Below are 24,077 nucleotides of genomic sequence, written 5' to 3'. Positions count from 1 at the left end.
ATCATACGGCGGCGCGAACCAGCGCGAAGTGAAGCGCGGACAATGCAGCGGGGGTGATGCCCCGCACGCGACCAGCCTGAGCCAAGCTTTCGGGGCGGGCTACCGACAAGCGATCGACCATCTCCTTAGACAAGCCGGAGACGGCGCTGAACGTGAAGTTCGATGGGATGTGGGCGTTTCGATCTTCACGCAACGCAACCCATTCGCTTCTCTGCCGCTGCAAATAGGGGGCGTATTGCGCATCCGCGATCACCTCTTCGATCCCAACGCCATCACCCAGGCGCGCGATGGCGGCGTCTCGAAACTCGGGGCGGACGATCCATTCGCGCAACGAGCGCACGACAGGGCCGCCCTCGGCGCTCAGCTCGGACTCGCGCGCGCGTTCGTCGAGGCGGCAGGTGGCGCCGACCAGACCGACTCGGCGTTCCTCGATCGCCCTGCGTCGGTCATCGCCCACACAGCCAACGTCGATCGCCAGCTGGCCGAGACGGGTTGCGGCGTTGTCGGCGCGGAGGTGAAGGCGGAATTCAGCGCGCGCAGTCATCATCCGATAGGGCTCGGTGACGCCGTGAAGCGTGAGGTCGTCGATCATCACACCAATGTAGCTTGCCGCGCGATCGAAGGTGACCGGCGCAAGGTCGATCGCATGGGCGGCTGCGTTGAGGCCGGCGACGAGACCCTGCGCCGCCGCCTCTTCATAACCGGTGGTGCCATTGACCTGCCCAGCCAGGAACAGCCCGGCAAGATCGCGGTGCTCGAGGCGCGAATTTAACCGCCGGGGGTCGAGAAATGCATATTCGACGGCGTATCCGGGCTGAACAATCTCGGTGCGCTCAAGCCCCGGGATCGAGCGGACGAAGTCGTGCTGCACGTCTTTTGGAAGCGAGGTGGAAATGCCGTTGGGGTAGACGAGGGCGGTTTCGAGGCCTTCGGGCTCGAGGAAGATCTGGTGGCCGTCGCGATCGCCGAAGCGCTTCACCTTGTCTTCGATCGACGGGCAATAGCGTGGACCGCGGCCTTTGATCGCGCCAGCAAAGAGCGGCGATCGGTCGATATTGGTCTCGATGATGGCGTGCGTTTCGGGAGTGGTGCGGGTGATCGCGCAATCGACCTGAGGGAGGCGGCGTCCGGGCGGGAAGGCGGACATCGACCAGTTGGCCGGCTCGGAAGGCTGGCTTTGGAGGCGAGCCCAGTCGATCGTCCGACCGTCGAGGCGCGGCGGGGTTCCGGTTTTGAGTCGGCCATCGGCCAGTCCCAGTTCCTCGATCTGGTCGGCGAGACCCAATGCGGAGCGCTCGCCGACGCGGCCACCGGTACTCTCGTCCAGCCCGCAGAATAGTTTGGCCCCGAGGAAGGTGCCAGTGGCGATGACCAGGGCGCGGCAATCAATCGACTGGCCGCTGGCCAAATGGACTCCGATGAGCGCGCTGCCTTCCAGCCGGAGTCGGGCAACTTCGCCTTCGATCAGGGTGACTCCAGCGTCGGCAATCAGCGAGGCAATCGCCGCGCGGTAGGCGGGGCGGTCGGCCTGGATGCGCGGGCCGTGGACGGCGCTGCCCTTGCTGCGATTGAGCATCCGGCGGTGGATCGTGGAAGCATCGGCGGCGCGGGCCATCAGGCCATCGAAAACGTCCAACTCGCGCACCAGATGGCCCTTGCCGACGCCACCGATCGACGGATTGCACGACAGCTGGCCGAGGTTCGTGGTCGAGAAAGTGATCAGTCCGACGCGCGCGCCTCGCCGCGCAGCTGCAGCTGCAGCCTCGCAGCCGGCGTGGCCGCCGCCGAGGATCAGGACGTCGTACATGGGGAGCGTTTACGGGGAGGTGGCGCTTGCGGCAAGAACCCACTCCCGCTCAGCTGCGCTGAGTCGCCCCTCGCCCCTCCTTCTACAGGGAGGGGTGTTTCACGTGGAACATCATTTGCCGAGGCAGAAGCGGGTGAAGAGGGCATCAATGGCGTCCTCGACCCCGGCGCGTCCGGTCAATCGATCGAAGGCGACACGGGTAGAACGAAGCGTTTCTGCGAGGAGAAGCAAGTCGGTTGGCACGGTTCTGAGCCGGTCGGCCGCTTCCGCAACGGCGGTCGCTTGACGCTGGTTGAGCGCGACGTCGCCTTCCGCCGGGAGAAGCGACGTCGCCGCGACCCCAAGCCTGCCAAGCAATTGCGGGATACCCGCCCCGGTGAGTGCGGACACGGATGACGCGCCATCGCCGCCCCGGGCGCCGAGGTCAGATTTCGGAGCGATCAGGAGAAGGTGGGGATGCGCGGGCGCCTTTGCCGGGTTGCCCAGCCACAGCAGGATCTCGGCGCGGGCGGCTTCGGAGCGGGCGCGCGCGATGCCGAGCGATTCGACCGCATCGTTCGTCTCACGCAAGCCCGCAGTGTCGATCAGGACAAGCGGGACGCCGTCGATGGCGAGCGGGACTTCGATCGAATCGCGCGTGGTCCCGGCGACGTCGGTGACGATGGCGCGGTCGCTTCCGGCGAGCGCGTTGACGAGGCTCGATTTGCCGGCGTTGGGCGGGCCGGCGACGACGACGCGGATGCCGTCTTTCAAGCGCTCGGCGCGGGGGCGGGCGAGCCAGTGGTCGAGATCGGCGGCGAGGGCGAGCGCTTCGGCGCGCAGGTCGCTCGTATCGGTCGCGGTCTCGTCCTCGTCCCCGACATAGTCGATCGCGGCTTCCGCGCGAGCGGAAAGGTCGACGACGCGCAACTGCCAGACGTCGATTTGGCGCGAGAGGGCGCCGCCGGCGAGCGCGAGCGCGGCGCGACGCTGCGATTCGGTCTCTGACTCGAGCAGGTCGGCGAGACCCTCGGCTTCGGTCAGGTCGATGCGGCCATTGGCCAGCGCGCGGCGGGTGAATTCGCCGGGCACGGCTTGGCGGAGGCCAAGTGACGTCAAGGCGTCGAGAATGGCAGCGACCACCGCGCGTCCGCCATGACATTGATATTCCACGATATCTTCGCCGGTGGCGGTGAGGGGGGCGTCGAACCGGAGGAGCAGGACTGAATCGAGTTCGGCGCCGGTTTGCGGGTGGCGAAGAGTGCGCAGGGAGGCTTGGCGTGGGGCAGGGAGTGGGCCGGCGAGAGCCTGGGCGGCGGCGTTTGCCCGGGGACCGCTGGTGCGAATGATCGCGACGGCGGCGGGGGGGCGACCGCTGCTCAGCGCAGCGATGGTGTCCCCGAAGTTCATCTAGGCAAAGAGCGGGGCGACCTCATGCCACCCCTGGTAGATCATCTTGCCCGCGACATAGACGATCACCGCGAGGCCGATATATCCGATCCAGCGAAATCGCTCGATATATTTTGCAATGATGTTGGCGGCGAGGCCCATCAACGCGACCGCGAAAATCAGCCCGACGATCAATATGCCGGGATGCTCGCGCGCTGCGCCAGCGACCGCCAGGACGTTATCGAGACTCATGCTCACATCGGCGACGGCGACCGCCCAGACGGCGCCAGCAAAGCTTTTCGCGGGGCGCAGGCCGCTATCCTCGTCGCCAGCGATTTCTGGCGAGCCGGCCGATTCCCCGGCGCCGTGGTGCAGTTCGCGCCACATCTTCCACGACACCCACAGCAGAAGGAAACCACCGGCCAGGACGAGACCGACGATCGCCATCAGCTGCGTCACCACGAGCGCAAAAGCGACGCGCAGGACGAGCGCGGCAATGACGCCGATGAGAATGACCTTCTTGCGCTGAGCCGCCGGGAGCCCCGCGGCAAGCGCGCCGACGACGATCGCATTGTCGGCGGCCAGGACGAGATCGATCATCAATACCTGGAGGAAAACGGCAAAGGCAGCCGGTTCTCCGATATTCGAAAAGTCGTTGACGATTGCCGCCCACATCGCACCGGGTCCGCCGAGACCTGCCGAAGCTTCGACCAGAGGAAGGGCCAGCAGGAGATCGGTCATTGGTCGGCCTTGCGGTTCATACGCGGCACAATGGCGCCGCGCTTGCGTATATTCAAGCCAGCAAACCGGCCCTCGTTAAGCGCCGATTGCGAACCGAAAATCTACTGATTCATGCTCGCGAAGAAATCCTCGTTCGACTTCGCGTCCTTCATCTTGTCGAGGAGGAACTGCATCGCGTCGATCGTGCCCATCTGCATGAGGATGCGGCGAAGGACCCACATCTTCGACAGCGTCGACTGGTCGACCAGCAATTCTTCCTTGCGCGTACCGGACTTGCCGACGTCGAGCGACGGGAAGATGCGCTTGTCGCTGACCTTGCGGTCGAGGACGATTTCGGAGTTGCCGGTGCCCTTGAACTCTTCGAAGATGACTTCGTCCATCTTCGATCCGGTATCGATCAGCGCGGTGGCGATGATCGAGAGCGAGCCGCCTTCCTCGATGTTTCGCGCGGCGCCGAAGAAACGTTTAGGCCTTTGCAAAGCGTTCGCATCGACACCACCCGTCAGGACCTTGCCCGACGACGGCACGACGGTGTTGTAGGCGCGGCCGAGGCGGGTGATCGAGTCCAAGAGGATGACGACATCCTTCTTGTGCTCGACGAGCCGCTTGGCCTTTTCGATCACCATTTCGGCGACCTGGACGTGGCGCGACGCGGGCTCGTCGAAGGTCGAGGAGATGACCTCGCCCTTCACGCTGCGCTGCATGTCGGTGACTTCCTCAGGGCGCTCGTCGATCAGCAGGACGATCAGGAACACCTCGGGGTGGTTGTCGGTGATCGCCTTGGCAATGTTCTGCAAAAGCACGGTTTTACCGGTGCGCGGCGGGGCGACGATGAGCGCGCGCTGGCCCTTGCCCTGGGGACTGACGATGTCGATCACCCGCGCCGACTTGTCCTTGACGGTCGGATCGAGCGTGTCGAGGCGCAGCTTCGAGTCCGGATAAAGCGGCGTTAGGTTATCGAAATTGACCCGGTGGCGGGCCGCGTCGGGCTCGTCGAAGTTGATCTGGGTGATGCGGGTCAACGCAAAGTAGCGCTCGCCATCCTTGGGGCCGCGGATCTCGCCTTCGATCGTGTCGCCGGTGCGCAGCCCGAAGCGGCGGACCAAGTTGGGGACAACGTAGATGTCGTCGGGGCCGGCGAGGTAATTGGCTTCGGGGCTGCGCAGAAAGCCGAAGCCGTCGTTGAGGACTTCGATCGTGCCCATGCCCATGATCTCGGCACCGGATTCGGCGCGGACCTTGAGGATCGAGAACATCAGATCCTGTTTGCGCAGCGTCGAGGCGCCCTCGATGCCCATCTCCTCGGCCATCGCGACGAGTTCGGCGGGGGTATTTTTCTTGAGGTCTTTGAGATGCATATCTGGCTCTTATGGTGGAGCGAAAGGGAAATTCGTCGCGCGACAGGACGCCGCTCGGAAAGGGGGTGCGCACCGACGAAGGGGGAAACTGGCCGGTGCGGCCGTCTGGCGACGGGCGTTAGGTCTCGGTCCTGCTCGAGTCAATATGGAGTGTCGCAAACCCTGGAAGGGTTTGACGTTCTCGATGTCGCAAACCCTAGAAGGGTTTTACGATTACCAGCACGACGATCAGCGCGGTGGCGATGCCGGGGATCTCGTTCATGATGCGCAGCGTCCTGTTCGCGAGCGGTCGCTTGCCCGCAGCGAGCTTGCGGCCATAGGCGCCGAGCCAGCCCTGATAACCGGTCAGCCCGATCACGAGCAGCAGCTTGGCATCGAACCAGTGCTGCCCGAACGCGCCAATGTGGAACGCGAGCAGCAGCCCGAGCGCCCACACGATCAGCATCGCCGGAGTGAGGATAATCGACCGCACGCGGCTGTTGCGCTCGATCCAGGCGCGGTCCTCGACCGATCCGGCGGCGGTGGCGTGGTGATAAATGTAGAAACGGGGGAGGAGGAACAGCCCCGCCATCCAGAAGATGACGAAGGTCACATGGGCGGCGGTGACCCACGGATAGGCGTTACCGAGAAAGCCAACCCAGTTGTTCATCGAGGCGTCCCCTTCACCAGCGCGACGAGCTGGTCGACATGATCAATCGGCGTGTCCTGCTGGATGCCGTGTCCGAGGTTGAAGACGTGCGGACGGCCGGCAAAAGCATCGAGGATACGCTCGACCGCGTTGCGCAGCATCTCTCCGCCGGCGATGAGCGCGAGCGGGTCGAGATTACCCTGGATCGGCAGCCCCGCGGGCAATTCGGCGTTGGCCCATACCGGGTCGACCGTCTCGTCGAGGCCAATCGCGTCGACTCCGGTCAGCCGCGCGTAAGCGGCAAGCTTGCCACCGGCGCCCTTGGGGAAGCCGATGATCGGGATGTGCGGGTAGCGCTGCTTGAGCGCGGAAACGAGCCGCGCGGTCGGAGCGATGACCCAGCGTTCGAACTCGGCCGGCGCAAGGCTGCCCGACCAGCTGTCGAACAGCTGGAGCGCATCGACGCCCGCTTCGATCTGGCCCGAGAGATAGGTCAGCGTGACCTCCTCGATCCGTTCGATGATCGCCTGGAAGCGGACCGGGTCGGCATAGGCAAACCGGCGGGCCTCGGATTGTTCACGGCTGCCTTGGCCCGCGACCATGTAGGTGGCGACGGTCCACGGGCTTCCCGCAAACCCCAGAAATGTCGTCTGAGGCGACAAAGCAGCCTTCACCCTGCGCACGGTGCCGTAGATTGGATCGAGGCGCTCCAGCACCGGCTGGAGGTCGTCCAGCGAAGCATTGGCAAGCGGAGGGGAAAGTCGCGGGCCTTCGCCGGCGACGAACTCGAGATGCTGGCCGATCGCATGGGGCACGATGAGGATGTCGGAGAACAGGATTGCCCCGTCGAACGCAAAGCGGCGCAGCGGCTGGAGGGTGACCTCGGCGGCGGCTTCGGGATCATAGGCCAGCCCGAGGAAGCCATCTCTGGTCGCCCGGAGCGCGCGATATTCGGGGAGGTAGCGGCCGGCCTGGCGCATCATCCACAACGGCGGTGGGTCGCGCCGTTCGCCGCGCAGGACGGCAAGCAGCGGCTTGTCGGCGGGCGCCGCGGCAACGAGTGAGGAGAGTTCAGGCGAGGACGCCACTTATCTTCCTATTCTTATAGATTCTTAAAGATAGAGATGAAGGTGTAGATGGTCGCTGGGTCGCGGGGTTTAGTGGGGCGTCCCGCATTTGCCAACAGGCAGGGTGGAGACGCGACTCGCCGCGAATGGGCGAGTCGCATCGCGTCCTCCCCATGATTCACAGCGTCCCGCATGGCCAACACGGGTTGTGGATGAGCATGGGAATGGTGAATGAGCGGTTCGGGACGCGGTTGGCCCATTGGACCGTCCCCGCTGTCGGGCTACGGAACATCATGAGTTTTTCCACAGGTCTGTCCATCCGGCGATTAAGGCGATGACGGTCATCCTCGCGTCGGGGAGCATAATCCGCCGGTCGCTGCTCGACGGGGTCGGGCTCGAATTCGCGGCCGAGCGGCCTGCCGTCGACGAGGAGGCGCTGAAAATCGGCTTCGATGGATCGACCGAGGCGCTTGCCGCACGGCTGGCGCAAGCGAAGGCGGTCGAGGTGAGCGAACGGGCGCCCGCAGCGTGGGTGATCGGCAGCGATTCGATCGCCGAATGTGCCGGGCGCCGGTTCGACAAGCCGCGCGACCGGAGCGAGGCCGCCGAGCATCTGCGGTTCTTCTCGGGCAAATCGCTGTCTTTGGTGAGCGCGGTAGCATTGGCCCGCGGTGGCGAAATCGACTGGTCTCACGCCGAACGGTCGATCCTCACAGTGCGCGACCTGTCGGAAGCGTTTATTGACCGCTATCTGGTGGCGGAGTGGCCCGAAGTCGCGGGCTGCGTGGGGGTGTTTCGCATGGAAGGACGCGGTGCGACGCTGTTCGAGGCGGTCGACGGGAGCCATTTCACGGTGCTCGGCTTGCCGTTGCTGCCGTTGCTGGGAGCGCTTCGGGAGCGCGGCGAAATGACGTCATGACGCGGCCGTATGCCGAAGTGATCGGTGATCCGATCGCGCAGTCGAAGTCCCCGCTGATCCACAATTTCTGGCTCGGGAAGCTGGGCATCGATGCCGAGTATCGCTCGCGCCGGGTGTCGGCACTGGCCGCCGCGGATTATTTCACGCAGGTGCGTGCCGATGCCGATTGGCTGGGCTGCAACGTGACGATGCCGCTCAAGGGGCTCGTCGGGGGCGAGATCGACCGGATCGATCGGTCGGCGGCAAAGATCAGCGCGATCAATACGGTGGTCCGGGAAGGCGATGTGCTGGCCGGTTACAATAGCGACGGGGCGGGATTCCTCGAACCTTTTGAAGGGCGGTTCGACGATGATCGCCGGCGAACGGCCTGCCTGATGGGCACCGGCGGCGCGGCGCGATCGATCGCGATTGCTCTGCTCGAAGCGGAATTCAATCTGACAGTATTGGGCCGCAGCCAACAACGTGCCGCCGACTTTGCGCTGTCGATCGGAGCGCCGCTCGAGATCCGCCCCGGCGCGATCGGCGACCCGTTGATAGACCCCGCACTCCTGGTCAACACCACCTCGCTCGGGATGGCCGGCCAGCCCGACTTGCCGGTGTCGCTCGACAGTCTCGGACCTGATGCGATCGTCTACGACATCGTCTATTCGCCACTGGAAACGCCGCTGCTCGCCGCCGCCCGGCAACGCGGCCTGGCAACGATCGACGGATTGCAGATGTTGGTTGGCCAGGCGGCGGTGGCGTTCGAGAAATTCTTCGGTGTGCAGGCCCCTCGCCAGCATGACGCCGAGCTGCGCGAAAGGCTCGTCGCATGACGCTCAAGATCGCGCTGACCGGGTCGATCGGGATGGGCAAGTCGACCGTCGCGGCGATGTTCGTCGAGGCGGGGATCGCGCTGTTCGATGCCGATGCCGAGGTGCGGCGGCTGCAGTCGAACGGCGGGGCGCTGGTCGCGGCGATCGCGGCGCGCTTCCCCGGGACGGTGGTCAACGGTTCGGTCGACCGAGACCTGCTTGGCGCCCGGGTGCTGGGCGATCGCGACGAACTCGCCGCGCTGGAAGTGATCGTCCACCCCGCGGTGCAGCGGGCACGCGCGGAGTTCGTCGAGGCGCATTGCGATGCCCCGGCGCTATTGTTCGACATTCCGCTGCTGTTCGAGACCAGCGGCGAGATGGCGTTCGACAAGGTGATCGTCGTGTCCGCGCGCTCCGAGCTCCAGCGCGACCGGGTGCTTGCCCGGTCGGGCATGACGCGCGCCAAATTCGACGGCATCATCGCCCGCCAGCTGCCCGATGAGGCCAAGCGCGCGCGCGCCGACTTCGTCATCGATACCGGCGGCAGCCTCGATCAAACCCGCGCCGATGTCACGCGGATCCTCGCTTGTCTCGGGCTGCCAACGGGTCGATAAGCAGGCCATGCGCGAGATTATTTTCGATACCGAAACGACCGGGGTCAATCCGGCCGGGGGCGACCGCATCGTTGAAATCGGTTGTATCGAGATGATCAACCGGGTCGAAACCGGGCGCGAATACCACGCCTATTTCCACCCCGAACGATCGATGCCGAGCGAGGCCGAGGCGGTCCACGGGCTGTCGGACATATTCCTCAGCGACAAGCCGCTGTTCCGCGACAAGGCGGACGAACTGGTCGAGTTCCTCGGCGACGCGCCGCTGGTCGCGCACAACGCCGGGTTCGATTTCGGCTTCCTCAACCGCGAGCTCGCGTTGTGCGGGCGCGACCCGATCAGCCTCAGCCGGATGGTGTGCACGCTGGTCATGGCGCGCAGTCGGCACCCGGGGGCGAAGCACAGCCTCGACGCGCTGTGCAGCCGGTTCGGGGTCGATCGCAGCCAGCGGGTCAAGCATGGCGCGCTGCTCGACGCGCAATTGCTGGCCCAGGTCTATATCGAGCTGACCGGCGGGCGCCAGATCGGTCTGGGGCTGGTCGCCGAGGTTGCCGCGGTTGAACAGGCAACGGCGACCGCGCCAATCGACCGGCCCGTCCGGGAAGCGCGGCCTCATTTTGCGAGCGACGAAGAAATTGCCCGCCATCGTGCGTTCATTGCTCGGCTCAAGCAGCCGCTGTGGGAGCGTTTCCTGCCGGCGGTCTGAGTTTGAACGGAAATCGCGCCGTCGACATTCGCGACAGGAGAACAAGATTGGACATCAGGGTTTCGGGTCACCAGGTCGATACCGGTGAAGCACTTCGCACGCATGTCAGCGATCGGCTGGGCGCGATCACCGACAAATATTTCTCGCGCGCGGTTGGGGCCAACGTCACTTTCGGACGCGGGCCGTATGACGATTTCACCTGCGACATCGTTTCGCCGGTCGCGCAAGGGGTCGTGCTGAAGGCGTCGAACCGCGCCAATAATGCGCATATCGCGTTCGAGGGCGCGGCCGACAAGATCGAGAAGCAGTTGCGGCGCTATGTGAAGCGGCTGCGCGAGCGGCGCGGCAATGGCGCGGAGACGGGCACCGCGATCGAGATCCCGTCGAACGCCGGCTACACCGTGTTCGCGGCGCCCAAGGACGACGAAGCGCCCCTTCCCGGCAGCCCAGCGATCATCGCCGAAACGCGGGTCGACATCCCCGAGGCGAGCGTCGGCGACGCGGCGATGATGCTCGACCTGCGCAACACCAACGCGCTGATGTTCAAGAATGCCAAAACCGGCGACTTCAACATGATCTATCGGCGGGACGACGGCACGATCGGCTGGGTTGAACCCGGCGGGGCCTGACATTCATGGTGCTTGGGCCTATCGGCGCGGACCATGATCGTTTTGGATTGGATATAATCCAAGACGTGAATCGTCGTCTAAATATATGATCAGAGCCTGATTTACGTGTCCGGCAAAAGCGCGAACGATCAGGCTTTGGCGCTTCGGGGGAAGGCGACGGGCCTGTCGTCAAGGGTGAGTGCCTTCAATGCTGCTATCCGAATTGCTCGATTTCGACTCGATCCGCACCGGCGTTTCGGCCAAGACCAAGCGCGCCCTGCTCAACCAGCTTGGCCTGTACGCGGCTCAGCGGATGGGGCTCGATCCCGACGCCGTACAGTCGTGCATCGCTGAGCGCGAACGGCTCGGATCGACAGGTTTCGGCAACGGAGTCGCGATCCCGCACGGCAAGGTCGCGGGCCTGAAAACCGTTTATGCGATGGTCGTCCGCCTATCGGACCCGATCGATTTCAAGGCGGTCGACGGAGCGCCGGTCGATATCGTCTTCCTGATGTTGTCGCCGCCGGATGCGGGGGCCGACCACCTCAAGGCGCTCGCCGCGATCAGCCGGGTGGTACGCAATGCCGCGACGATCGAGAAGCTGCGCGGGGCGCGGAGCCGCGATGCCTTCGCAGCGGTGCTGATGGGGGCGGATGAGCGCGACGCCGCCTGATCAACCGCGGCTGGCGGCGGGGTTCGAGGCCTCGGCCTTCGTTCGCCGCGCCGAGGTCGAGGGAGGCTTTGGGACGGTGCTGCATCGCGGAGATGCCGAGCGCGGCACGCTGCTCCTCGCGATCGCCGAGCGCGGCCAGCATGTTGCTTGCCTGGCGCGGTCGCTCGGCAGCAATGGCTATGAATGGATACGCGTCGGCCCCCCGCCGGCCGATTCGGCGATCCTGAGTTCGTTCCTCGAAAAACGCCGCCGCAACGACCCCGACGAGTGGCAGATTGAACTGGACATCCCGTCGGCGGAACGATTCATCGCTGAAACGAGCGCGGCGGGTTGATTACACCGCCGTGACGGTCAACAGCCGCCGCTCACACAGAGCGGGGGGCATTCCGCGCGGCCATTCGGGCCTGGGAATGCCACGCAGACGGGGACCAAGTCCGAGGGAAACAGAAGGCGAATACGCCTCACTCCTCGCGCCTGATCACCGCATCTTGAATGGTTTGAATGCCCGTGTCGTTTCGCACCACCATCCTGGTGCTGGCCGCTTTGGCCTCTTCCTCGGTCGCCCCGGCGCAGGTTCTTCCTGCTTCGCTCGTCACCTCGACGAACATGGCACCCGAACCGCTCCTTGCTTCCAACGAGCTTCCCAGAATTATCACGCCGGTCCCGGTCGAGGCGCTTCCCGAAGCTGATCCCGTGGTGACCGCGGGCCCCCAAAGCGATGGGTCCGATCAGCAAGACATCAATGTCATCAAATCGGTTCCCGGCGAATCGCTGGCGTCAATGGTGTCGCGCCTGAAGAGCGCCACCCCCGCCAGCCGCGATCAGGAATGCCTCGCCGGCGCGATCTACTTCGAATCGAAGAGCGAACCGCTCGCCGGCCAGCTTGCCGTCGGCGAAGTCATCGCCAACCGTGCCAAGTCCGGCCGCTTCGCCTCGACCTATTGCGGTGTGGTGTTCCAGCGCGGCCAGTTCAGCTTCGTGCGCGGTCACGCGATGCCCGGCATCGCGCGCTCGGGCAACCAGTGGAAGACCGCCGTCGCGATCGCCGCGATCGTTGACGCCCGGCTGAAGAACTCTGCCGCGCCGCGTGCCTTGTTCTTCCACGCCACCCGCGTCTCGCCGGCGTGGCACGCGACCCGGGTCGCGACGATCGGCAACCACATCTTCTACCGCTGAGGCGGTCGGACAGGCTTCAACCGCCACAACGGCGGAGAACACCCTCTGGGAGAGGGCCTGGCGGACCGGATGTCACTGGCATCCGGTCCTGCTTTGTTCTAGGCGTAGCGGATGGCGAGTGTCTTGATTCCCGACTGTTTCGTCGACGCCCCGCCGATCGCGGGGGAAGTGGCTCGCGGCGTCACGCGGCTGTTCTGCCGCCGCGACCTGTTCGCGATCTGCGAAGTGCCGCTGCCTAACGGACGCCGCGCCGACCTGATGGCGATCGACGCCCGGGGCCAGCTGACGATCGTCGAGATTAAGGTCGCCAAGGCCGACCTGCTCGGTGACGGCAAGTGGCGCGATTACCTCGATTATTGCGACCATTTCTATTGGGCGGTGCCGCAGTCGCTGGCGCAGCTGACCGAGGCCGAGCATTTCCTGCCCGAGGCAGCGGGGCTGATCGTCGCCGACCGTTATGATGCCGCGGTGCTGCGTGAACCCGTCCTGCGCCCGCTCGCCCCGGCGCGGCGCAAGGCCGAACTGCTCCGCTTCGCCCGCCGCGCGGCGCGGCGCCTGTCGGCGCAGATCGACCCGACGTTCGGCGGCTGGAATTAAAGTCTCAGCGCGCCCGTCGCTTTACTTCCAGATGGGTCCGGCGATGATCTTCTTGGTCGGCTTGACCGTCTCCATCAATCGCACGAGGTCGGTCGCGCGATTGTCGCGCTTGGCATAATCGCGCGCGCTAAAGCCGGCGGCGGCGTCCTTCTTGTCGGGATTGGCCCCGGCTTCGAGCAACTGGCGGGCAAGCCCCGTCTGGCGCTGCTGGACCGCAACGATCAGCGCGGTCTCGCCGAGGCGATTGGTGAAATCGACCCGCGCTCCGCGTCCCAGCAGCAGCGTCGCGCCATCTTCCCACCCAAGCCGCGCCGCGATCAGCAGCGGGTTCTCGCCACGGTCGTCGCCGACATTCGGATCGGCGCCGCGGCTGATGAGAAAGCCGAGCCAGGTCGAATCGCGCCGCCGCGTGACGATGTTGAGCGCGGTCTCGCCCTTCGCGCCGCGATAGGACAGCACGGTCGAGCCATTGGCGTCGAGCAGCTCGGTCGCCTTGTTGCCGTCGACGTCGCGCACCGCGCTCAGGAATGATTCGCCCTTGGCCCCGCCCAACTGCGCCGCCGCCGGAGCGGACGCGAGCGCCAGCGCGATGATCGCCAAGCCTGTCCTGCCGCGCATATTTCTCCGCCTCACCTTGAACCCGTCGCCGTGCCAGCCCATTGCTGGCCTTTAGACCATGATCGTTTTAGACTGAACCAGTCTAAAACGTGAATCATGGTCTAAGCATATGATTAGAGCCTGATTCACGCTCTCGGTGGAAGCGCGAAGCGCTTCCACCTCAACCGATCAGGCTCTAAATGAATAAGCCAATGCCGTTCTGGGAAAAACCCCTGCGCGAACTCGATCGCGGACAGTGGGAGGCGCTGTGCGACGGGTGCGGCCGCTGCTGCCTGCACAAGCTCGAGGACGAGGACAGCGGCGAGCTTCACCCGACCAACGTCGCGTGCAAACTGCTCGACCGCAAGACGTCGCAATGCACCGACTACACGCATCGGCGCAAATATGTGTCCGACTGCGTCGTGCTTCACCGCGACCGGCTCGACGAACTCGAATGGCTGCCGTCGACCTGCGCCTATCGCCTGCGCGGCGACGACCAGCCGTTGTTCGAATGGCATTACCTCATCTCGGGCGACCGCGAGAGCGTCCACGCGGCGGGCCAGTCGACCCGTGGCTGGACGGTCAGCGAAGTCGACGCCGGCGAGCTCGAGCATCATATTGTCGACCGCCCTCTCTAAGGATTTCGTCGCCGGGGTGCCGCTCACGCTGCGGGTCCATCCGCGCGCGCGGCGGCTCAAACTGCGCTTCGACGAGAAGAGCGGCGGACTGATGCTGACCGTCCCGCCGCGCACCCCGCGCCGCGCCGCGCTCGCCTGGGCGGCCGAGCAGCAGCGGTGGGTCGAAGCACAGCTCGCTCGCCAGCCGCACCCGCTGCCGTTCGAACCCGGCGTGACGATCCCGCTCGACGGAGAGGAGGTGCTCCTGAGCTGGATCGAAGGCGCGACCCGCACGATAGTCCACGCCCCCGGCGCACTCAGCTGCGGCGGGCCGCGCGAATCGTTCGCGACCAGGATCGAGGCGTGGCTCAGGCGCCGCGCCCGCGACACGCTGTCGGCTGAAACCAGGGCAGTCGCCGAAGCAGCCGGCGTGACGGTTAGCGCGGTCTCGGTCGGGGACGCCGATTCGCGCTGGGGCAGCTGCTCGGCGACGGGCGCGATCCGCTTCAGCTGGCGGCTGATCCTCGCGCCGCCGCATGTCCGCCGCTTCGTCGTGTCGCATGAAGTCGCACACCGTCTCCACATGGACCACGGCCCGCGCTTCAAGGCGGCGGAAGCGGCACTCTACGGCGGCCCGGTCGCTCCGGCGCGATTATTACTGCGGCGGCTGAGCCCCGTCCTGCGCCGGGTCGGTCGCCGGGTCTGACGGCACCGGCGGCGGGCGACGCACGGGCGCCGGTGCGGCGGGCCTGCGCTGCGCCCCGCGATTGAGCACGTCGTCGAGCCAGTTCTGGTCGGGCCCGGTGCCATCGGGGCGGACCGCCGGTTGTCCTGGCGTACCATTCGGCATCGGCAGCTGGCGATCGGTCGGCGGGATCGGGTTGCCGTCGGCATCGACCAGCGGCGCTTCGGGTGCGACGAGATTGCCGTCGAGGCCGAGCCCCATTGCTTCCTCGTCGGGCTCGAGCTGCCAGTCGGGAATCGGCACCTGCGTCTCGAATTGCTCGATCGGGCGGTTGGCGGTGGCGACGGTCATGAAGTCGTGGAAGGCGCGCGCCGGAGCGGTGCCACCCTGCAGGCCCGGGATCGGCCGGGCGTCGTCGCGCCCCATCCACACGCCGGTCGTCAGCCCCGACGAGAAGCCGATGAACCAGCCGTCCTTGTTCGAACTGGTGGTCCCGGTCTTGCCCGCCACCGGCCGGCCGATCTGCGCCGCGCGGCCGGTGCCGGAAAGCACCGCCGACTGCAGCAGGTCGGTCATTTCCGCCGCGACCCACGGCGCGACCAGCACGCGACTGTCGTTCGCTTCGCGATTGTAGAGCAGCCGACCGTCGGCGGTGACCACCTTGCGAATCGCATAGGGGACGATCGCGACGCCGTGATTGCCAACCGACGCGAACGCCTTGGTCATCTCGATCAGCCGGACATTGCTCGTGCCCAGGACCATCGCCGGGTAGGTCGAGATCTCGCTGGTCAGGCCGAAGCGGCGCGCCATGTCGGCGATCGTCGAAAAGCCGAGCTTCGCGCCGATCTGCGCGCTGATCGTGTTGATCGAGCGCGAGAACGCCTCGCGCAGGGTGACCGTCCCGGCGAAACCGCGGGTCGAGTTGCGCGGTTTCCAGCCCTGTATTTCGACCGGCTCGTCGACCATCGTATCGGTTGGCTTCATCCCGCTTTCGAGCGCGGCGAGGTACACGAACAGCTTGAACGACGACCCCGGCTGGCGCTGTGCCTGCGTCGCGCGGTTGTAGATCGAGCTGACGTAATCACGCCCGCCGACCATCGCGCGGACCGCTCCGTCGCGATCGAGCGAGACCAGCGCGCCCTGCGCTCCACCCGGCGCATTGGCGTTGATCGCCCGATCGGCGGCGACCTGCATCCCGGGATCGAGCGTGGTCCACACGTCGATCGGTTCGCGCGTCTCGTCGATCAGCGTGTCGAGCTGCGGCATCGCCCAGTCAGTGAAATAGCGCACGCTGTTCTGGCGCGGCGCGGCGGTCAGGCGGACCGTCGCCGGATCGACGCCGTCGGCCGCGGCGCGGCTGATGAAACCATTTTCGACCAACGAGTTGAGCACGACCTTGGCGCGGCTCTTGGCGGCTTCGGCGTCGGCGGTCGGCGAGTAATTGGACGGCGCCTTGACCAGCCCGGCGATGATCGCCGCTTCGCCGAGGCTGAGCCGGTCGGCGCCATGTCCGTAAAACGTCCGCGCCGCCGCATCGATGCCATAGGACCCGCCGCCGAAATAGACGCGGTTGAGATAGAGCTCGAGGATCTGGTTCTTGCTGAACTTCACCTCGAGCGCGAGCGCGAGGACCGCCTCCTGCAGCTTGCGCGAAAGGGTGCGATTATTGTTGAGGAAGATGTTGCGGGCGAGCTGCTGGGTGATCGTCGACCCACCCTGCTTCCACTTGCCGCTGGCGACCCGAACCTGAAGCGATCGCGCGATGCCGATCGGATCTACGCCGGGATGCGACCGAAAGCGCTTGTCCTCGATCGCGATCATCGCCGCGCGCATCGTCGGCGGGATCTCGTCATACGTCAGCCAGCGCCCGAAACTGGGCCCGAGCGACACCAGCACGGTGCCGTCGGCGGCGCGCATGCGGATCATCTGGCCAAGGTCGCTGCGCTTCCTTAGCTGGTCATAGTCGGGCAGCTGCGACGTCGCGACGGCGACCGCGATGCCGAGCACGACCAGCAGGAAAGCGAGGATCGCGCCGGCCCAGATGAGGATGCTCTTGAACCGCGAGCGGGCGGAGGATGCGGAAGCCATTGGCGACGAAGGTTAGAGGCGGCCGGTCGGTTCGCCAAGCGCCTCGTTCAACGCCGCTCCCCGCTGGCCGCCGGTTCACCCTTCGCGGATTCGTCCCCTGGCGCGAAATCGAGTGAGGCCGAGTTGATGCAATAGCGCAAGCCGGTCGGTCCGGGGCCATCGGGGAAGACGTGCCCGAGATGGCCTTCGCATTTGGCACAGCGCACTTCGGTGCGGGTCATGCCGTGGCTGCGATCGGTGATTTCCTCGACCGCCTCGCCCGCGACCGGAGCGGTGAAGCTGGGCCAGCCCGAGCCGCTTTCGAACTTGGTCCTGCTCGCGAACAATGGCTCGCCGCACGCGCCGCAGACATAGGCGCCGTCGCCCTTGTTGTTCAGCAACTCGCCGGAGAAGGCGGCCTCGGTGCCGGCCTGGCGCAGGATCCGGTACCGTTCCTCGCCGAGATGCTCGCGCCACTCGGCTTCGCTGCGTTCGATCTTGTCGGCCATGCTTTACTCCGCGATTGGAAGGCGCCCATCCAGTTAGGGTGCGCTTAACCCTCTTTCAACGCCTCCTTGCTAGCGAAGGATGCATGGTGGTGCGCATCTTGTCCTTGTTGCCAGCGGTCGCGCTGGGGTTTGCGGCGCTTGCGCTTGCGCAGCCGGTCGCGGCCCAATGCCGGTTGTGCGTCGCGCCGACCGCCACGCCCGAAACCGACTCCACGATACCCGTCAAGCTCGAGGTCGAGACCAATCTCGATTTCGACCGGCTGGTCCTCGCCGGCGTTGGCGCGGGGTCGGCGACGCTCGGCCCCGACGGATCGCACCAGACCAGCGGCGCGGTCATGTCGATCGGCGGGCGGGCGATGGCCGGGACCGTCACGGTGCGTGGCGAGCCCGGGCGCGCGGTGCGCATCGGCCTGCCGCAGTCGATCAGCCTGTTTGGAACTTCGGGGGGCGAGGTCCGCATCGATTCGATCCGCAGCGATCTTCCGACCCTCCCCCGCATCGGGGCGAACGGGATGTTGAGCTTTCGCTTCGGCGGCGAGCTCCACGTCACCGGGACCGTGGACGGCGACTTCCGCGGCGATTTCCAGGTCGACGTCGACTATCTTTGACGTCACGCGGACCTGCCGGGCAAATACATCCACCACGGATCAAACGTGAACACGCCGGTAACCCTGTCCCGGAGGAAAAGCGAAAGCCGACACGGTTAATGCGCTCCTCACGGTTGGCCGGTCGGTCCGGAAAACCGCCAGCTTTTGCAACCAAGTGGGGACTTCAGATGACCAGATTCGCTCGTACGCTGACCATGCTCGCCGCCAGCGCCGCGTTCGCCGCGCCGGCCTATGCCGCGACCGCGCCCGTCGGGGCCGCGGTTCCGGCAACCGCCACCGCCCAGATCGTCGATCCGCTGACGCTGACCAAGACCAGCGACCTCAATTTCGGAACGCTGATCCGCAACGGCATGGTCGTAACCCAGACGGTCAACATCAGCGAAGCCGGCGTCGTCGCGTGCACCAGCCAGCTGTTGTGCGGCGGAACCACCAGCGCGGCCAACTTCAATGTCGCCGGCTCGGCCAACCAGGTCGTCAAGGTATACGTCGCCCCGACCACGATCACTGGCCCGGGGGCGGCGACGCTGCTCTTCACGCCCGCCGCGGCATCGGCCAGCCCGCTGACGCTCAGCTGAACCGGCGCCGCGAGCTTCGCGGTCGGTGGCAGCATCGCCGTCGCTCCGACGACCCCTGCCGGCGTTTATTCCGGCAACATGGACGTCACCGTCGATTATAACTGATTTCGATAACCCGTTGGTATGAGTTTGGGGGGCTGCCGGCGACGGCGGCCCCTTTTTCGTTGCAAGAAGCTGATCCGATCCGGCGGCTTCGTAAACGGCGCGGTAACCATATCGCTGAGCAAAGTCGCAACCCGCCTTGGTTAACAGCCTCCTCACCACGGCCCGTCGGTTCGGGTCGAGACCAGTGGGGACTGATCTTATGAATTTCGCTCGTATCCTGGCGGCCACCGCCGTCGTTACCGCCGCTGCGCTAACCATAACGCCGGCGCTCGCCGCCCCGGTCAGCGCGACCACGCCAGCCACCGCCAGGGCGCAGATCGTCAAGCCGCTCGTGCTTACTGCGACCCAGAGCATCGATTTCGGCACGATCCTGCTGACCGCCGTCACCGCTTCGACCGCGGTGTCGATCAGCCAGGCGGGCGCGATCACCTGCGGCACCGGCCTGACCTGCTCCGCCACCGGCAAGCAGGCGATCTTCAATGTCGCCGGGTCGAACAACCAGACGGTCAAGATCGCCACCACCGCCGCCAACATCACCAACGGCACGACCAACCTGCTGTTCACACCGAGCGCGCCGGCCACCGTGCTGCTGACCAACTCGGGAGCACCGGGCAGTAATTTCAACGTCGGCGGGGCGTTCGCCATCGACCCCGCGACGACCGATGGCGTTTACACCGGCAACCTGATCGTGACGGTCGACTATTAAGTTCGACGCGTTCGATCGAAGACCAGCAGGGGTCGCCGGCAACGGCGGCCCCTTTTTCGTGACCCGACCATGGCGCGCCGGCAATTCGTTTCGCGATGGTTAGCGATAAAGTAACCAGTTCGGACGCAGAAAAGCTCCACATTGGATGGAGACCTGCTCGTGACCATTTTTTCGCGTATCGCCCGCCTCGCCGTCATCGCGCCACTCGCGCTGTGCGCCGTCGCCACCCCGGCCAGCGCCGGCATCGGCGACCTGCTCGTCGCGCCCACCCGGATCGTGCTCAACGGCAGCCGCGGCACGCAGATCATCCTCAACAACATCGGTGACGACGTCGCCACCTAACGCATCAGCGTCGAAATGCGCCGGATGACCGCTGACGGGACGCTGGTCGACGTGCCGACCCCGAACAGCGCCGAACAGGCCGCATCCGACATGATCCTTTACGCCCCGCGCAAGGTCACGTTACCGCCCAACCAGCCGCAGACGATCAACATCGCCGCGCGCGCTCCGGCCGGGCTGGCCGATGGCGAGTATCGCGTCCACCTGCTGTTTCGCGCGATCCCGGCGCCACGCCCGGTCGCCGCCCCGACCACCGAGGCCAAGGGCATCAGCTTTGCGCTCACCCCGGTCTATGGCGTGACCATCCCGGTGATCGTCCGCCTCGGCAATCTCCAGGCGAAGGCCGGCATCGCCAACGTCCACCTCGTCAAGGAAGACGGCAAGCCGGCGGTCGCGCTCGACTTGAGCCGCAGCGGCACCCGCTCGACGTTCGGCGAAGTGCGCGTGATGAAGGCGGGGATCAAGGATCCGATCGCGATCCAGCGTGGCGTCGCGATCTATACCGAACTGGCCACGCGCAGCATCGCCATCCCGGTCAATGAAAAGCTGCTCGCCTCGGCCAGCGGCCCGGTCACGGTGCAATATGTCGAAACCACCGAAATGGGACCCGAAGTGATCGCCGAGACCAGCGCGGTGCTGCGCTAGGACCACGGGAAGGCCAGGGGGCACATACGCTTGCGGCTTGCCCGCAGCCTGGTCCGCGGCCTCGTTGCCGCGCTGACGCTGCCGGCGCTCGCCGCGGGCAGCGTCGCCACGGGTGCGGCCTCGGCCCCTTCGGGCGCGTCGTGGACCGCCGACCCCGAGGACCAGTATATGCTCGAGGTCAACATCCGCCAGTTGCGGCTTGGCGACGGGGTCCGCGCCTATGGCACCCCCGAAGGGACGTGCGTCCTGCTTGGCGATTTCCTGACCACGCTCGACGTGCCGATGCACATCGACCTCGCGGCGAAAAAGGCCAGCGGCTGGGCGTTCAACGAAAAGAACCGGATCAGCATCGACCTCGGCACCGGCCAGGTCGCCTATGGCGCGGGCAAGCACGAGATGCTGTCGAGCGGAACCGTCCGCGAAACCCCCGAGGGCTGGTGCGTCGAGACTGGGGCGCTCGCCCGCTGGTTCGCGATTGGCGTCAAGCCGTCGCTCGCCGGATCGATGTTATTGCTTGAATCCGAAGCAAAATTGCCGGTTGAATTGACCAGGGAACGCCATGATCGCGCCGCCAGGCTCCACAAGGCGAGCCTCAGCCTCGGCGAATTGCCGCAGGTCCGCCTACCCTACCGACTGTGGCGCGCCCCGGCGCTCGATTTCGTCGTCAGCGGCGGGGTGACCTACGACGCGCGCAGCGGCACCCGCGTCGATCGCCGCGCCTCGCTGCTCGCCGCCGGAGAAGTCGCGACGCTGTCCTACGACGCGCAAATGGCGACCGACGTGCGCGGCAAGCCCAACAGCGTGCGCTTCCACGCCTTCAAGTCCGATCCCGACGCCACCCTGCTCGGCCCGCTCAAGGCGACCCACTTCGGGTTTGGCGATGTCGCCGGGTTCGACAGCCGGCTGATCGGATCGGGCGCGGTCGGTCGCGGCGCGGTCGTCACCAATCGCCCCTTGTTCACCCCGACCGCGTTCGACCGCACCCATTTCGAAGGCGAATTGCCCGCCGGATGGGAGGCCGAACTCTATCGCAACGGCGAACTGCTCGGATTCGCGCCGGCAAGTAGCGACCAGCGCTATCATTTCGACGACGTGCCGTTGCACTATGGCGAAAACCAGGTCGAAATTCGGCTCTACGGCCCGCAAGGCCAGCTGCGCAGCCGGACCGAGACGGTCAACGTCGCCGACGCCGCCGCGCCGCCCGGCAAGACCTGGTACTGGACCGGGGTCAACCAGCCCGCGCGTGACCTCGTCGCACTTCGCAGCGCACCACGCGACAATAAGCTGGTGCCGAAGCTCCAGGCGACCGCCGCGCTCGAACACGGCCTCGACGAACGCACCTCGATCGGGCTCGCCGCGACGATGCAGATGGTCAACGACGAGCGGCTCACCTTCGTCGAGGGAACGGTGCGCCGGTCGATCGGCAAGGCGCTGATCGAAGTCGCCGGGGTGCGCGACAGTCACGGCGGGCTCGCCGGCCGGGGCGCGCTGCTGGCCAAGCTCGGCGGCCTCAATATTTCCGGAGAAGCGTTGGTTGCCAGGGACTTCCGCCTCAACGGGATCCGCGAGCGATCGATTCGCCAGGCGCAACTCGCGCTGTCGGCACCGCTCCATATCGGCCGTGCGGTCGTCCCCGCGACCGCCTCGCTGCGGATCGTCGACCGCGCCGATTCGTCGCGCGAGCTCGAGGCTGCGGGGCGCTTGTCGGCGAACATCGGGCGATTCAACCTCGGCACCGACCTGCGCTACCGTCACACCAGCAACGCGCACGGCCCGGCGCCGCCGGACACCGTCGAAGCCTCGTTGATCGGCGCTGGCCATATCGGCCGGGTTCGATTGCGCGGCAGCGGCACGTTCGACGTCAAACCCTCGACCCGCATCAAGCAGGTCGAGTTTTCGGCCTATTGGTCGGCCTCGGAAAAGGCCGATTGGGAGGCGGGGCTCGGCTATGATGGCCAGTTCCGCCGCGGTCGCGCCCGCCTGTCGCATATCCGCCGGTTCGACTCGATGGCGGTCGCGCTGACCGCCGAGGCGGCGACCGACGGTTCGGTCGCGGTCGGCTTCAACCTCAATTTCTCGCTCGACCCGTCGCGCGGCTTCCGCCCGTCGCGCCAGCCGCTGGCGAGCGCCGGCATGGTCCGCGCGCGAGTTTATCGCGACTCCAACGACAATGGCCAGCGCGATCCGGGCGAACCCGACGAGCCCGGCGCGCTGATCACCACCGGAACCCGGACCGCGACCCAGCCGACCGACAAGCGCGGCCAGGCGACGGTCGGTGGCCTCGCCATCTATCAGCCGGTTGCGGTCGGGATCGACCAGTCGAGCCTCAGAGATCCGACACTCACGCCGCGCAAGGCGCTGCAGGTCGTCACCCCGCGCCCCGGCATCGCCGCCGAGGTCGAAATCGGTCTGGTCGGCGCGGGCACAGTCGAAGGCGTGCTGGTCAAGGAGGGCGGCGGCGGCTTCGAAGGTGTCGACATCGAACTGGTCGACGCTGCCGGCAGGACCGTCGCGACCACGCGAAGCGACTATGACGGATATTTTCTCTTCGATTCGGTTGCTTACGGTCATTACACCGCGCGCATCGCAGCTACCTCGGCCGCCGCGATCCATTCGGCAACCACGCTGGAAACGGCGATTGTCGTCACTGGCGGCAAGCCGACCGTCCGGCTCGGGCCGATCCGCCCGACGACCCTGCCCCAGATCGCGTCCAATGCGTCGCCGGGACCGGCCCTGCATTAACCATAGTCGTCTGAGACGACTTCGCCGTTGGGGGGCGGTGAGCGGGTCGCTCGGTTCTGGTGCGGTCGAGAAGACTCGAACTTCCACGGCCTTTCGGCCACAGCCACCTCAAGGCTGCGCGTCTACCATTCCGCCACGACCGCACGTGAACAGGCTCAACGATCGGGAGCCTCTGGCAAGGCGCGGCCACTAGCAAAGCGTTTCCGGCCGCGCAACGCCAATCGGCCGCGCCCGCTGGGGTCACGGCGTGGGCCAATCGGCCGGGCACGATCGGGTCCCGGCGCGGGACAGTGGTAAACGCGCTGTTTACCTTGGCGCCAGGACGTGCGTTGAGGGGGCATGATCGCGCTCCTCCTCGCCGCGGCCAGCGTTTATGCCACCGCGCCGGCGCGTGGGCCGATTGGCTTCGTGCCGAACGGCCGAGTTCATGGAGAAGCCCGCGTAATGGTTCGGATCATCGAGGGTGCAAGAGTGCATTTCGACCGATCGCGCCCGTCGGAGAGCGGTTTGTTTCATCGGGCATCGGTCCGCATCGACGGCCAGCGGCAGTCTGCACAGTTGGTCGAATTTCCCTGAAAAGCTAGGAGCTTAGTTAGCCCAGCGGAGGGTCAGCGACGTCGCGTCGGCCGGCACACCGAGTTCTGCGGCGTTGAAGCTGGTGCTGCCGCGCGGTGGCAGGCGCGGCGCAGGCGGGGCGATCGTCCAGCTGTAAACCAGCTTGCCGGCTCCATTGCGCAGGTCGGCCTGAAGCGCGGGCACCGCCTGGGTCGCGTCGGTCGGATTGATCACCCGTCCGCTGAGCGAGACGAGGTCATTGCCGCTGGCGAGC

At 66.2% G+C, this 24,077-nt stretch carries 26 protein-coding genes, 1 tRNA gene and 2 pseudogenes; 18 read left to right on the top strand and 11 right to left on the bottom strand.

All coding sequences use genetic code 11. The features are described from left to right. Position 1: 1 nt before the first annotated feature. The 6 genes from mnmG to hemE all read right to left on the bottom strand — a co-directional run bounded on the left by mnmG (position 2) and on the right by hemE (position 6,990). Positions 2 to 1,807 carry a tRNA uridine-5-carboxymethylaminomethyl(34) synthesis enzyme MnmG gene (gene mnmG, locus Q0R27_RS00790; protein WP_293940184.1) on the bottom strand — a complete coding sequence of 602 codons (1,806 nt, stop codon included), beginning with the start codon at positions 1,805 to 1,807 and terminating at the stop codon, positions 2 to 4. A gap of 111 nt (positions 1,808 to 1,918) precedes the next feature. Next, on the bottom strand, positions 1,919 to 3,196 hold the full coding sequence (gene mnmE, locus Q0R27_RS00785; protein ID WP_293940183.1) for a tRNA uridine-5-carboxymethylaminomethyl(34) synthesis GTPase MnmE: 1,278 nt from the start codon (positions 3,194 to 3,196) through the stop codon (positions 1,919 to 1,921). Then, on the bottom strand, positions 3,197 to 3,916 hold the full coding sequence (locus Q0R27_RS00780; protein WP_293940182.1) for a YjbE family putative metal transport protein: 720 nt from the start codon (positions 3,914 to 3,916) through the stop codon (positions 3,197 to 3,199). A gap of 101 nt (positions 3,917 to 4,017) precedes the next feature. Beyond that, positions 4,018 to 5,274, bottom strand: coding sequence for a transcription termination factor Rho (gene rho / locus Q0R27_RS00775; protein ID WP_293940181.1), 1,257 nt, complete (start codon positions 5,272 to 5,274; stop codon positions 4,018 to 4,020). A gap of 196 nt (positions 5,275 to 5,470) precedes the next feature. Continuing rightward, the gene (locus Q0R27_RS00770; protein ID WP_293940180.1) at positions 5,471 to 5,923 is read right to left on the bottom strand and encodes a CopD family protein; all 453 of its coding nucleotides are present in this window, start codon (positions 5,921 to 5,923) and stop codon (positions 5,471 to 5,473) included. Further along, positions 5,920 to 6,990, bottom strand: coding sequence for a uroporphyrinogen decarboxylase (gene hemE / locus Q0R27_RS00765; protein ID WP_293940179.1), 1,071 nt, complete (start codon positions 6,988 to 6,990; stop codon positions 5,920 to 5,922). Before hemE ends, Q0R27_RS00770 begins: the two co-directional genes overlap by 4 nt. A 313-nt stretch (positions 6,991 to 7,303) precedes the next feature. On the opposite strand from hemE, the gene Q0R27_RS00760 reads away from it, so the two are divergent. From Q0R27_RS00760 to Q0R27_RS00720, 9 genes are all read left to right on the top strand, one after another. Then, positions 7,304 to 7,888, top strand: a complete 585-nt coding sequence (locus tag Q0R27_RS00760; protein WP_293940178.1) for a Maf family protein — start codon at positions 7,304 to 7,306, stop codon at positions 7,886 to 7,888. Further along, positions 7,885 to 8,703, top strand: coding sequence for a shikimate dehydrogenase (aroE, locus tag Q0R27_RS00755; protein ID WP_293940175.1), 819 nt, complete (start codon positions 7,885 to 7,887; stop codon positions 8,701 to 8,703). Before Q0R27_RS00760 ends, aroE begins: the two co-directional genes overlap by 4 nt. Continuing rightward, positions 8,700 to 9,296, top strand: a complete 597-nt coding sequence (gene coaE / locus Q0R27_RS00750) for a dephospho-CoA kinase (protein WP_293940173.1) — start codon at positions 8,700 to 8,702, stop codon at positions 9,294 to 9,296. Before aroE ends, coaE begins: the two co-directional genes overlap by 4 nt. 7 nt (positions 9,297 to 9,303) lie before the next feature. Then, a complete protein-coding gene (gene dnaQ, locus Q0R27_RS00745) occupies positions 9,304 to 9,999 on the top strand; it encodes a DNA polymerase III subunit epsilon (RefSeq protein ID WP_293940171.1) in 696 nt (231 codons plus the stop codon). A gap of 47 nt (positions 10,000 to 10,046) precedes the next feature. After that, positions 10,047 to 10,628, top strand: coding sequence for a ribosome-associated translation inhibitor RaiA (gene raiA / locus Q0R27_RS00740; RefSeq protein WP_293940169.1), 582 nt, complete (start codon positions 10,047 to 10,049; stop codon positions 10,626 to 10,628). 187 nt (positions 10,629 to 10,815) lie between these two features. Then, positions 10,816 to 11,280: a PTS sugar transporter subunit IIA gene (locus tag Q0R27_RS00735; protein WP_293940167.1), complete on the top strand. Its 465-nt coding sequence runs from the start codon at positions 10,816 to 10,818 to the stop codon at positions 11,278 to 11,280. Continuing rightward, on the top strand, positions 11,261 to 11,614 hold the full coding sequence (locus Q0R27_RS00730; RefSeq protein WP_293940165.1) for a DUF1491 family protein: 354 nt from the start codon (positions 11,261 to 11,263) through the stop codon (positions 11,612 to 11,614). The genes Q0R27_RS00735 and Q0R27_RS00730 overlap by 20 nt, the downstream gene beginning before the upstream one ends. A gap of 167 nt (positions 11,615 to 11,781) precedes the next feature. Further along, positions 11,782 to 12,456 (top strand): cell wall hydrolase, encoded by a 675-nt coding sequence (locus tag Q0R27_RS00725; RefSeq protein WP_293940163.1) that lies wholly within the window; start codon positions 11,782 to 11,784, stop codon positions 12,454 to 12,456. 111 nt (positions 12,457 to 12,567) lie between these two features. After that, positions 12,568 to 13,053 carry an MmcB family DNA repair protein gene (locus Q0R27_RS00720; protein ID WP_293940161.1) on the top strand — a complete coding sequence of 162 codons (486 nt, stop codon included), beginning with the start codon at positions 12,568 to 12,570 and terminating at the stop codon, positions 13,051 to 13,053. A 21-nt stretch (positions 13,054 to 13,074) separates the two neighbouring features. Here the strand turns inward: Q0R27_RS00720 and Q0R27_RS00715 are convergent, their stop codons facing one another. Continuing rightward, complete coding sequence (locus Q0R27_RS00715; RefSeq protein WP_293940159.1) at positions 13,075 to 13,671, bottom strand: ankyrin repeat domain-containing protein; 597 nt, start codon at positions 13,669 to 13,671, stop codon at positions 13,075 to 13,077. Positions 13,672 to 13,850: 179 nt separating this feature from the next. Here Q0R27_RS00715 and Q0R27_RS00710 point away from each other — a divergent pair, with 179 nt between their 5' ends. Next, on the top strand, positions 13,851 to 14,288 hold the full coding sequence (locus Q0R27_RS00710) for a YcgN family cysteine cluster protein (RefSeq protein ID WP_293940157.1): 438 nt from the start codon (positions 13,851 to 13,853) through the stop codon (positions 14,286 to 14,288). Beyond that, on the top strand, positions 14,269 to 14,973 hold the full coding sequence (locus tag Q0R27_RS00705; RefSeq protein ID WP_293940155.1) for a SprT family zinc-dependent metalloprotease: 705 nt from the start codon (positions 14,269 to 14,271) through the stop codon (positions 14,971 to 14,973). Before Q0R27_RS00710 ends, Q0R27_RS00705 begins: the two co-directional genes overlap by 20 nt. On the opposite strand, the gene Q0R27_RS00700 is transcribed toward Q0R27_RS00705, so the two are convergent. Together Q0R27_RS00700 and msrB are read right to left on the bottom strand one after the other, a co-directional pair. Beyond that, positions 14,923 to 17,040, bottom strand: a complete 2,118-nt coding sequence (locus tag Q0R27_RS00700; protein WP_293940153.1) for a PBP1A family penicillin-binding protein — start codon at positions 17,038 to 17,040, stop codon at positions 14,923 to 14,925. The two genes, Q0R27_RS00705 and Q0R27_RS00700, sit on opposite strands and share 51 nt — an antisense overlap. Before the next feature lie 47 nt (positions 17,041 to 17,087). Then, on the bottom strand, positions 17,088 to 17,528 hold the full coding sequence (msrB, locus tag Q0R27_RS00695; protein WP_293940152.1) for a peptide-methionine (R)-S-oxide reductase MsrB: 441 nt from the start codon (positions 17,526 to 17,528) through the stop codon (positions 17,088 to 17,090). Positions 17,529 to 17,617: 89 nt separating this feature from the next. Here msrB and Q0R27_RS00690 point away from each other — a divergent pair, with 89 nt between their 5' ends. The 6 genes and pseudogenes from Q0R27_RS00690 to Q0R27_RS00665 all read left to right on the top strand — a co-directional run bounded on the left by Q0R27_RS00690 (position 17,618) and on the right by Q0R27_RS00665 (position 23,248). Then, positions 17,618 to 18,136: a DUF4402 domain-containing protein gene (locus Q0R27_RS00690; RefSeq protein ID WP_293940150.1), complete on the top strand. Its 519-nt coding sequence runs from the start codon at positions 17,618 to 17,620 to the stop codon at positions 18,134 to 18,136. A 98-nt stretch (positions 18,137 to 18,234) separates the two neighbouring features. After that, positions 18,235 to 18,816, top strand: a pseudogene (locus Q0R27_RS00685) (DUF4402 domain-containing protein). 199 nt (positions 18,817 to 19,015) lie between these two features. Next, a complete protein-coding gene (locus Q0R27_RS00680) occupies positions 19,016 to 19,522 on the top strand; it encodes a DUF4402 domain-containing protein (RefSeq protein WP_293940148.1) in 507 nt (168 codons plus the stop codon). Positions 19,523 to 19,681: 159 nt separating this feature from the next. Continuing rightward, the gene (locus Q0R27_RS00675) at positions 19,682 to 19,864 is read left to right on the top strand and encodes a hypothetical protein (protein ID WP_293940146.1); all 183 of its coding nucleotides are present in this window, start codon (positions 19,682 to 19,684) and stop codon (positions 19,862 to 19,864) included. Between the two features lie 15 nt (positions 19,865 to 19,879). Then, on the top strand, positions 19,880 to 20,506 hold the full coding sequence (locus tag Q0R27_RS00670; RefSeq protein ID WP_293940144.1) for a hypothetical protein: 627 nt from the start codon (positions 19,880 to 19,882) through the stop codon (positions 20,504 to 20,506). A 30-nt stretch (positions 20,507 to 20,536) separates the two neighbouring features. Continuing rightward, the gene (locus Q0R27_RS00665) at positions 20,537 to 23,248 is read left to right on the top strand and encodes a hypothetical protein (RefSeq protein WP_293940142.1); all 2,712 of its coding nucleotides are present in this window, start codon (positions 20,537 to 20,539) and stop codon (positions 23,246 to 23,248) included. Between the two features lie 57 nt (positions 23,249 to 23,305). Here Q0R27_RS00665 and Q0R27_RS00660 read toward each other — a convergent pair. Then, positions 23,306 to 23,391: transfer RNA gene (locus tag Q0R27_RS00660), tRNA-Leu, on the bottom strand. Positions 23,392 to 23,587: 196 nt separating this feature from the next. Between Q0R27_RS00660 and Q0R27_RS00655 the strand changes: the two genes are divergently transcribed. Continuing rightward, positions 23,588 to 23,824 carry a hypothetical protein gene (locus tag Q0R27_RS00655; RefSeq protein ID WP_293940140.1) on the top strand — a complete coding sequence of 79 codons (237 nt, stop codon included), beginning with the start codon at positions 23,588 to 23,590 and terminating at the stop codon, positions 23,822 to 23,824. A 12-nt stretch (positions 23,825 to 23,836) separates the two neighbouring features. Here Q0R27_RS00655 and Q0R27_RS00650 read toward each other — a convergent pair. Next, positions 23,837 to 24,077 (bottom strand): annotated as a pseudogene (locus Q0R27_RS00650) (hypothetical protein); the annotation flags it as partial.

Origin of the sequence: Sphingomonas sp., from assembly GCF_025362505.1 — a bacterium.
Lineage (GTDB): Bacteria > Pseudomonadota > Alphaproteobacteria > Sphingomonadales > Sphingomonadaceae > Sphingomicrobium.
Note: the sequence above shows the minus strand (reverse complement) of the source record. Positions and strands in the feature narration are given on the sequence as shown.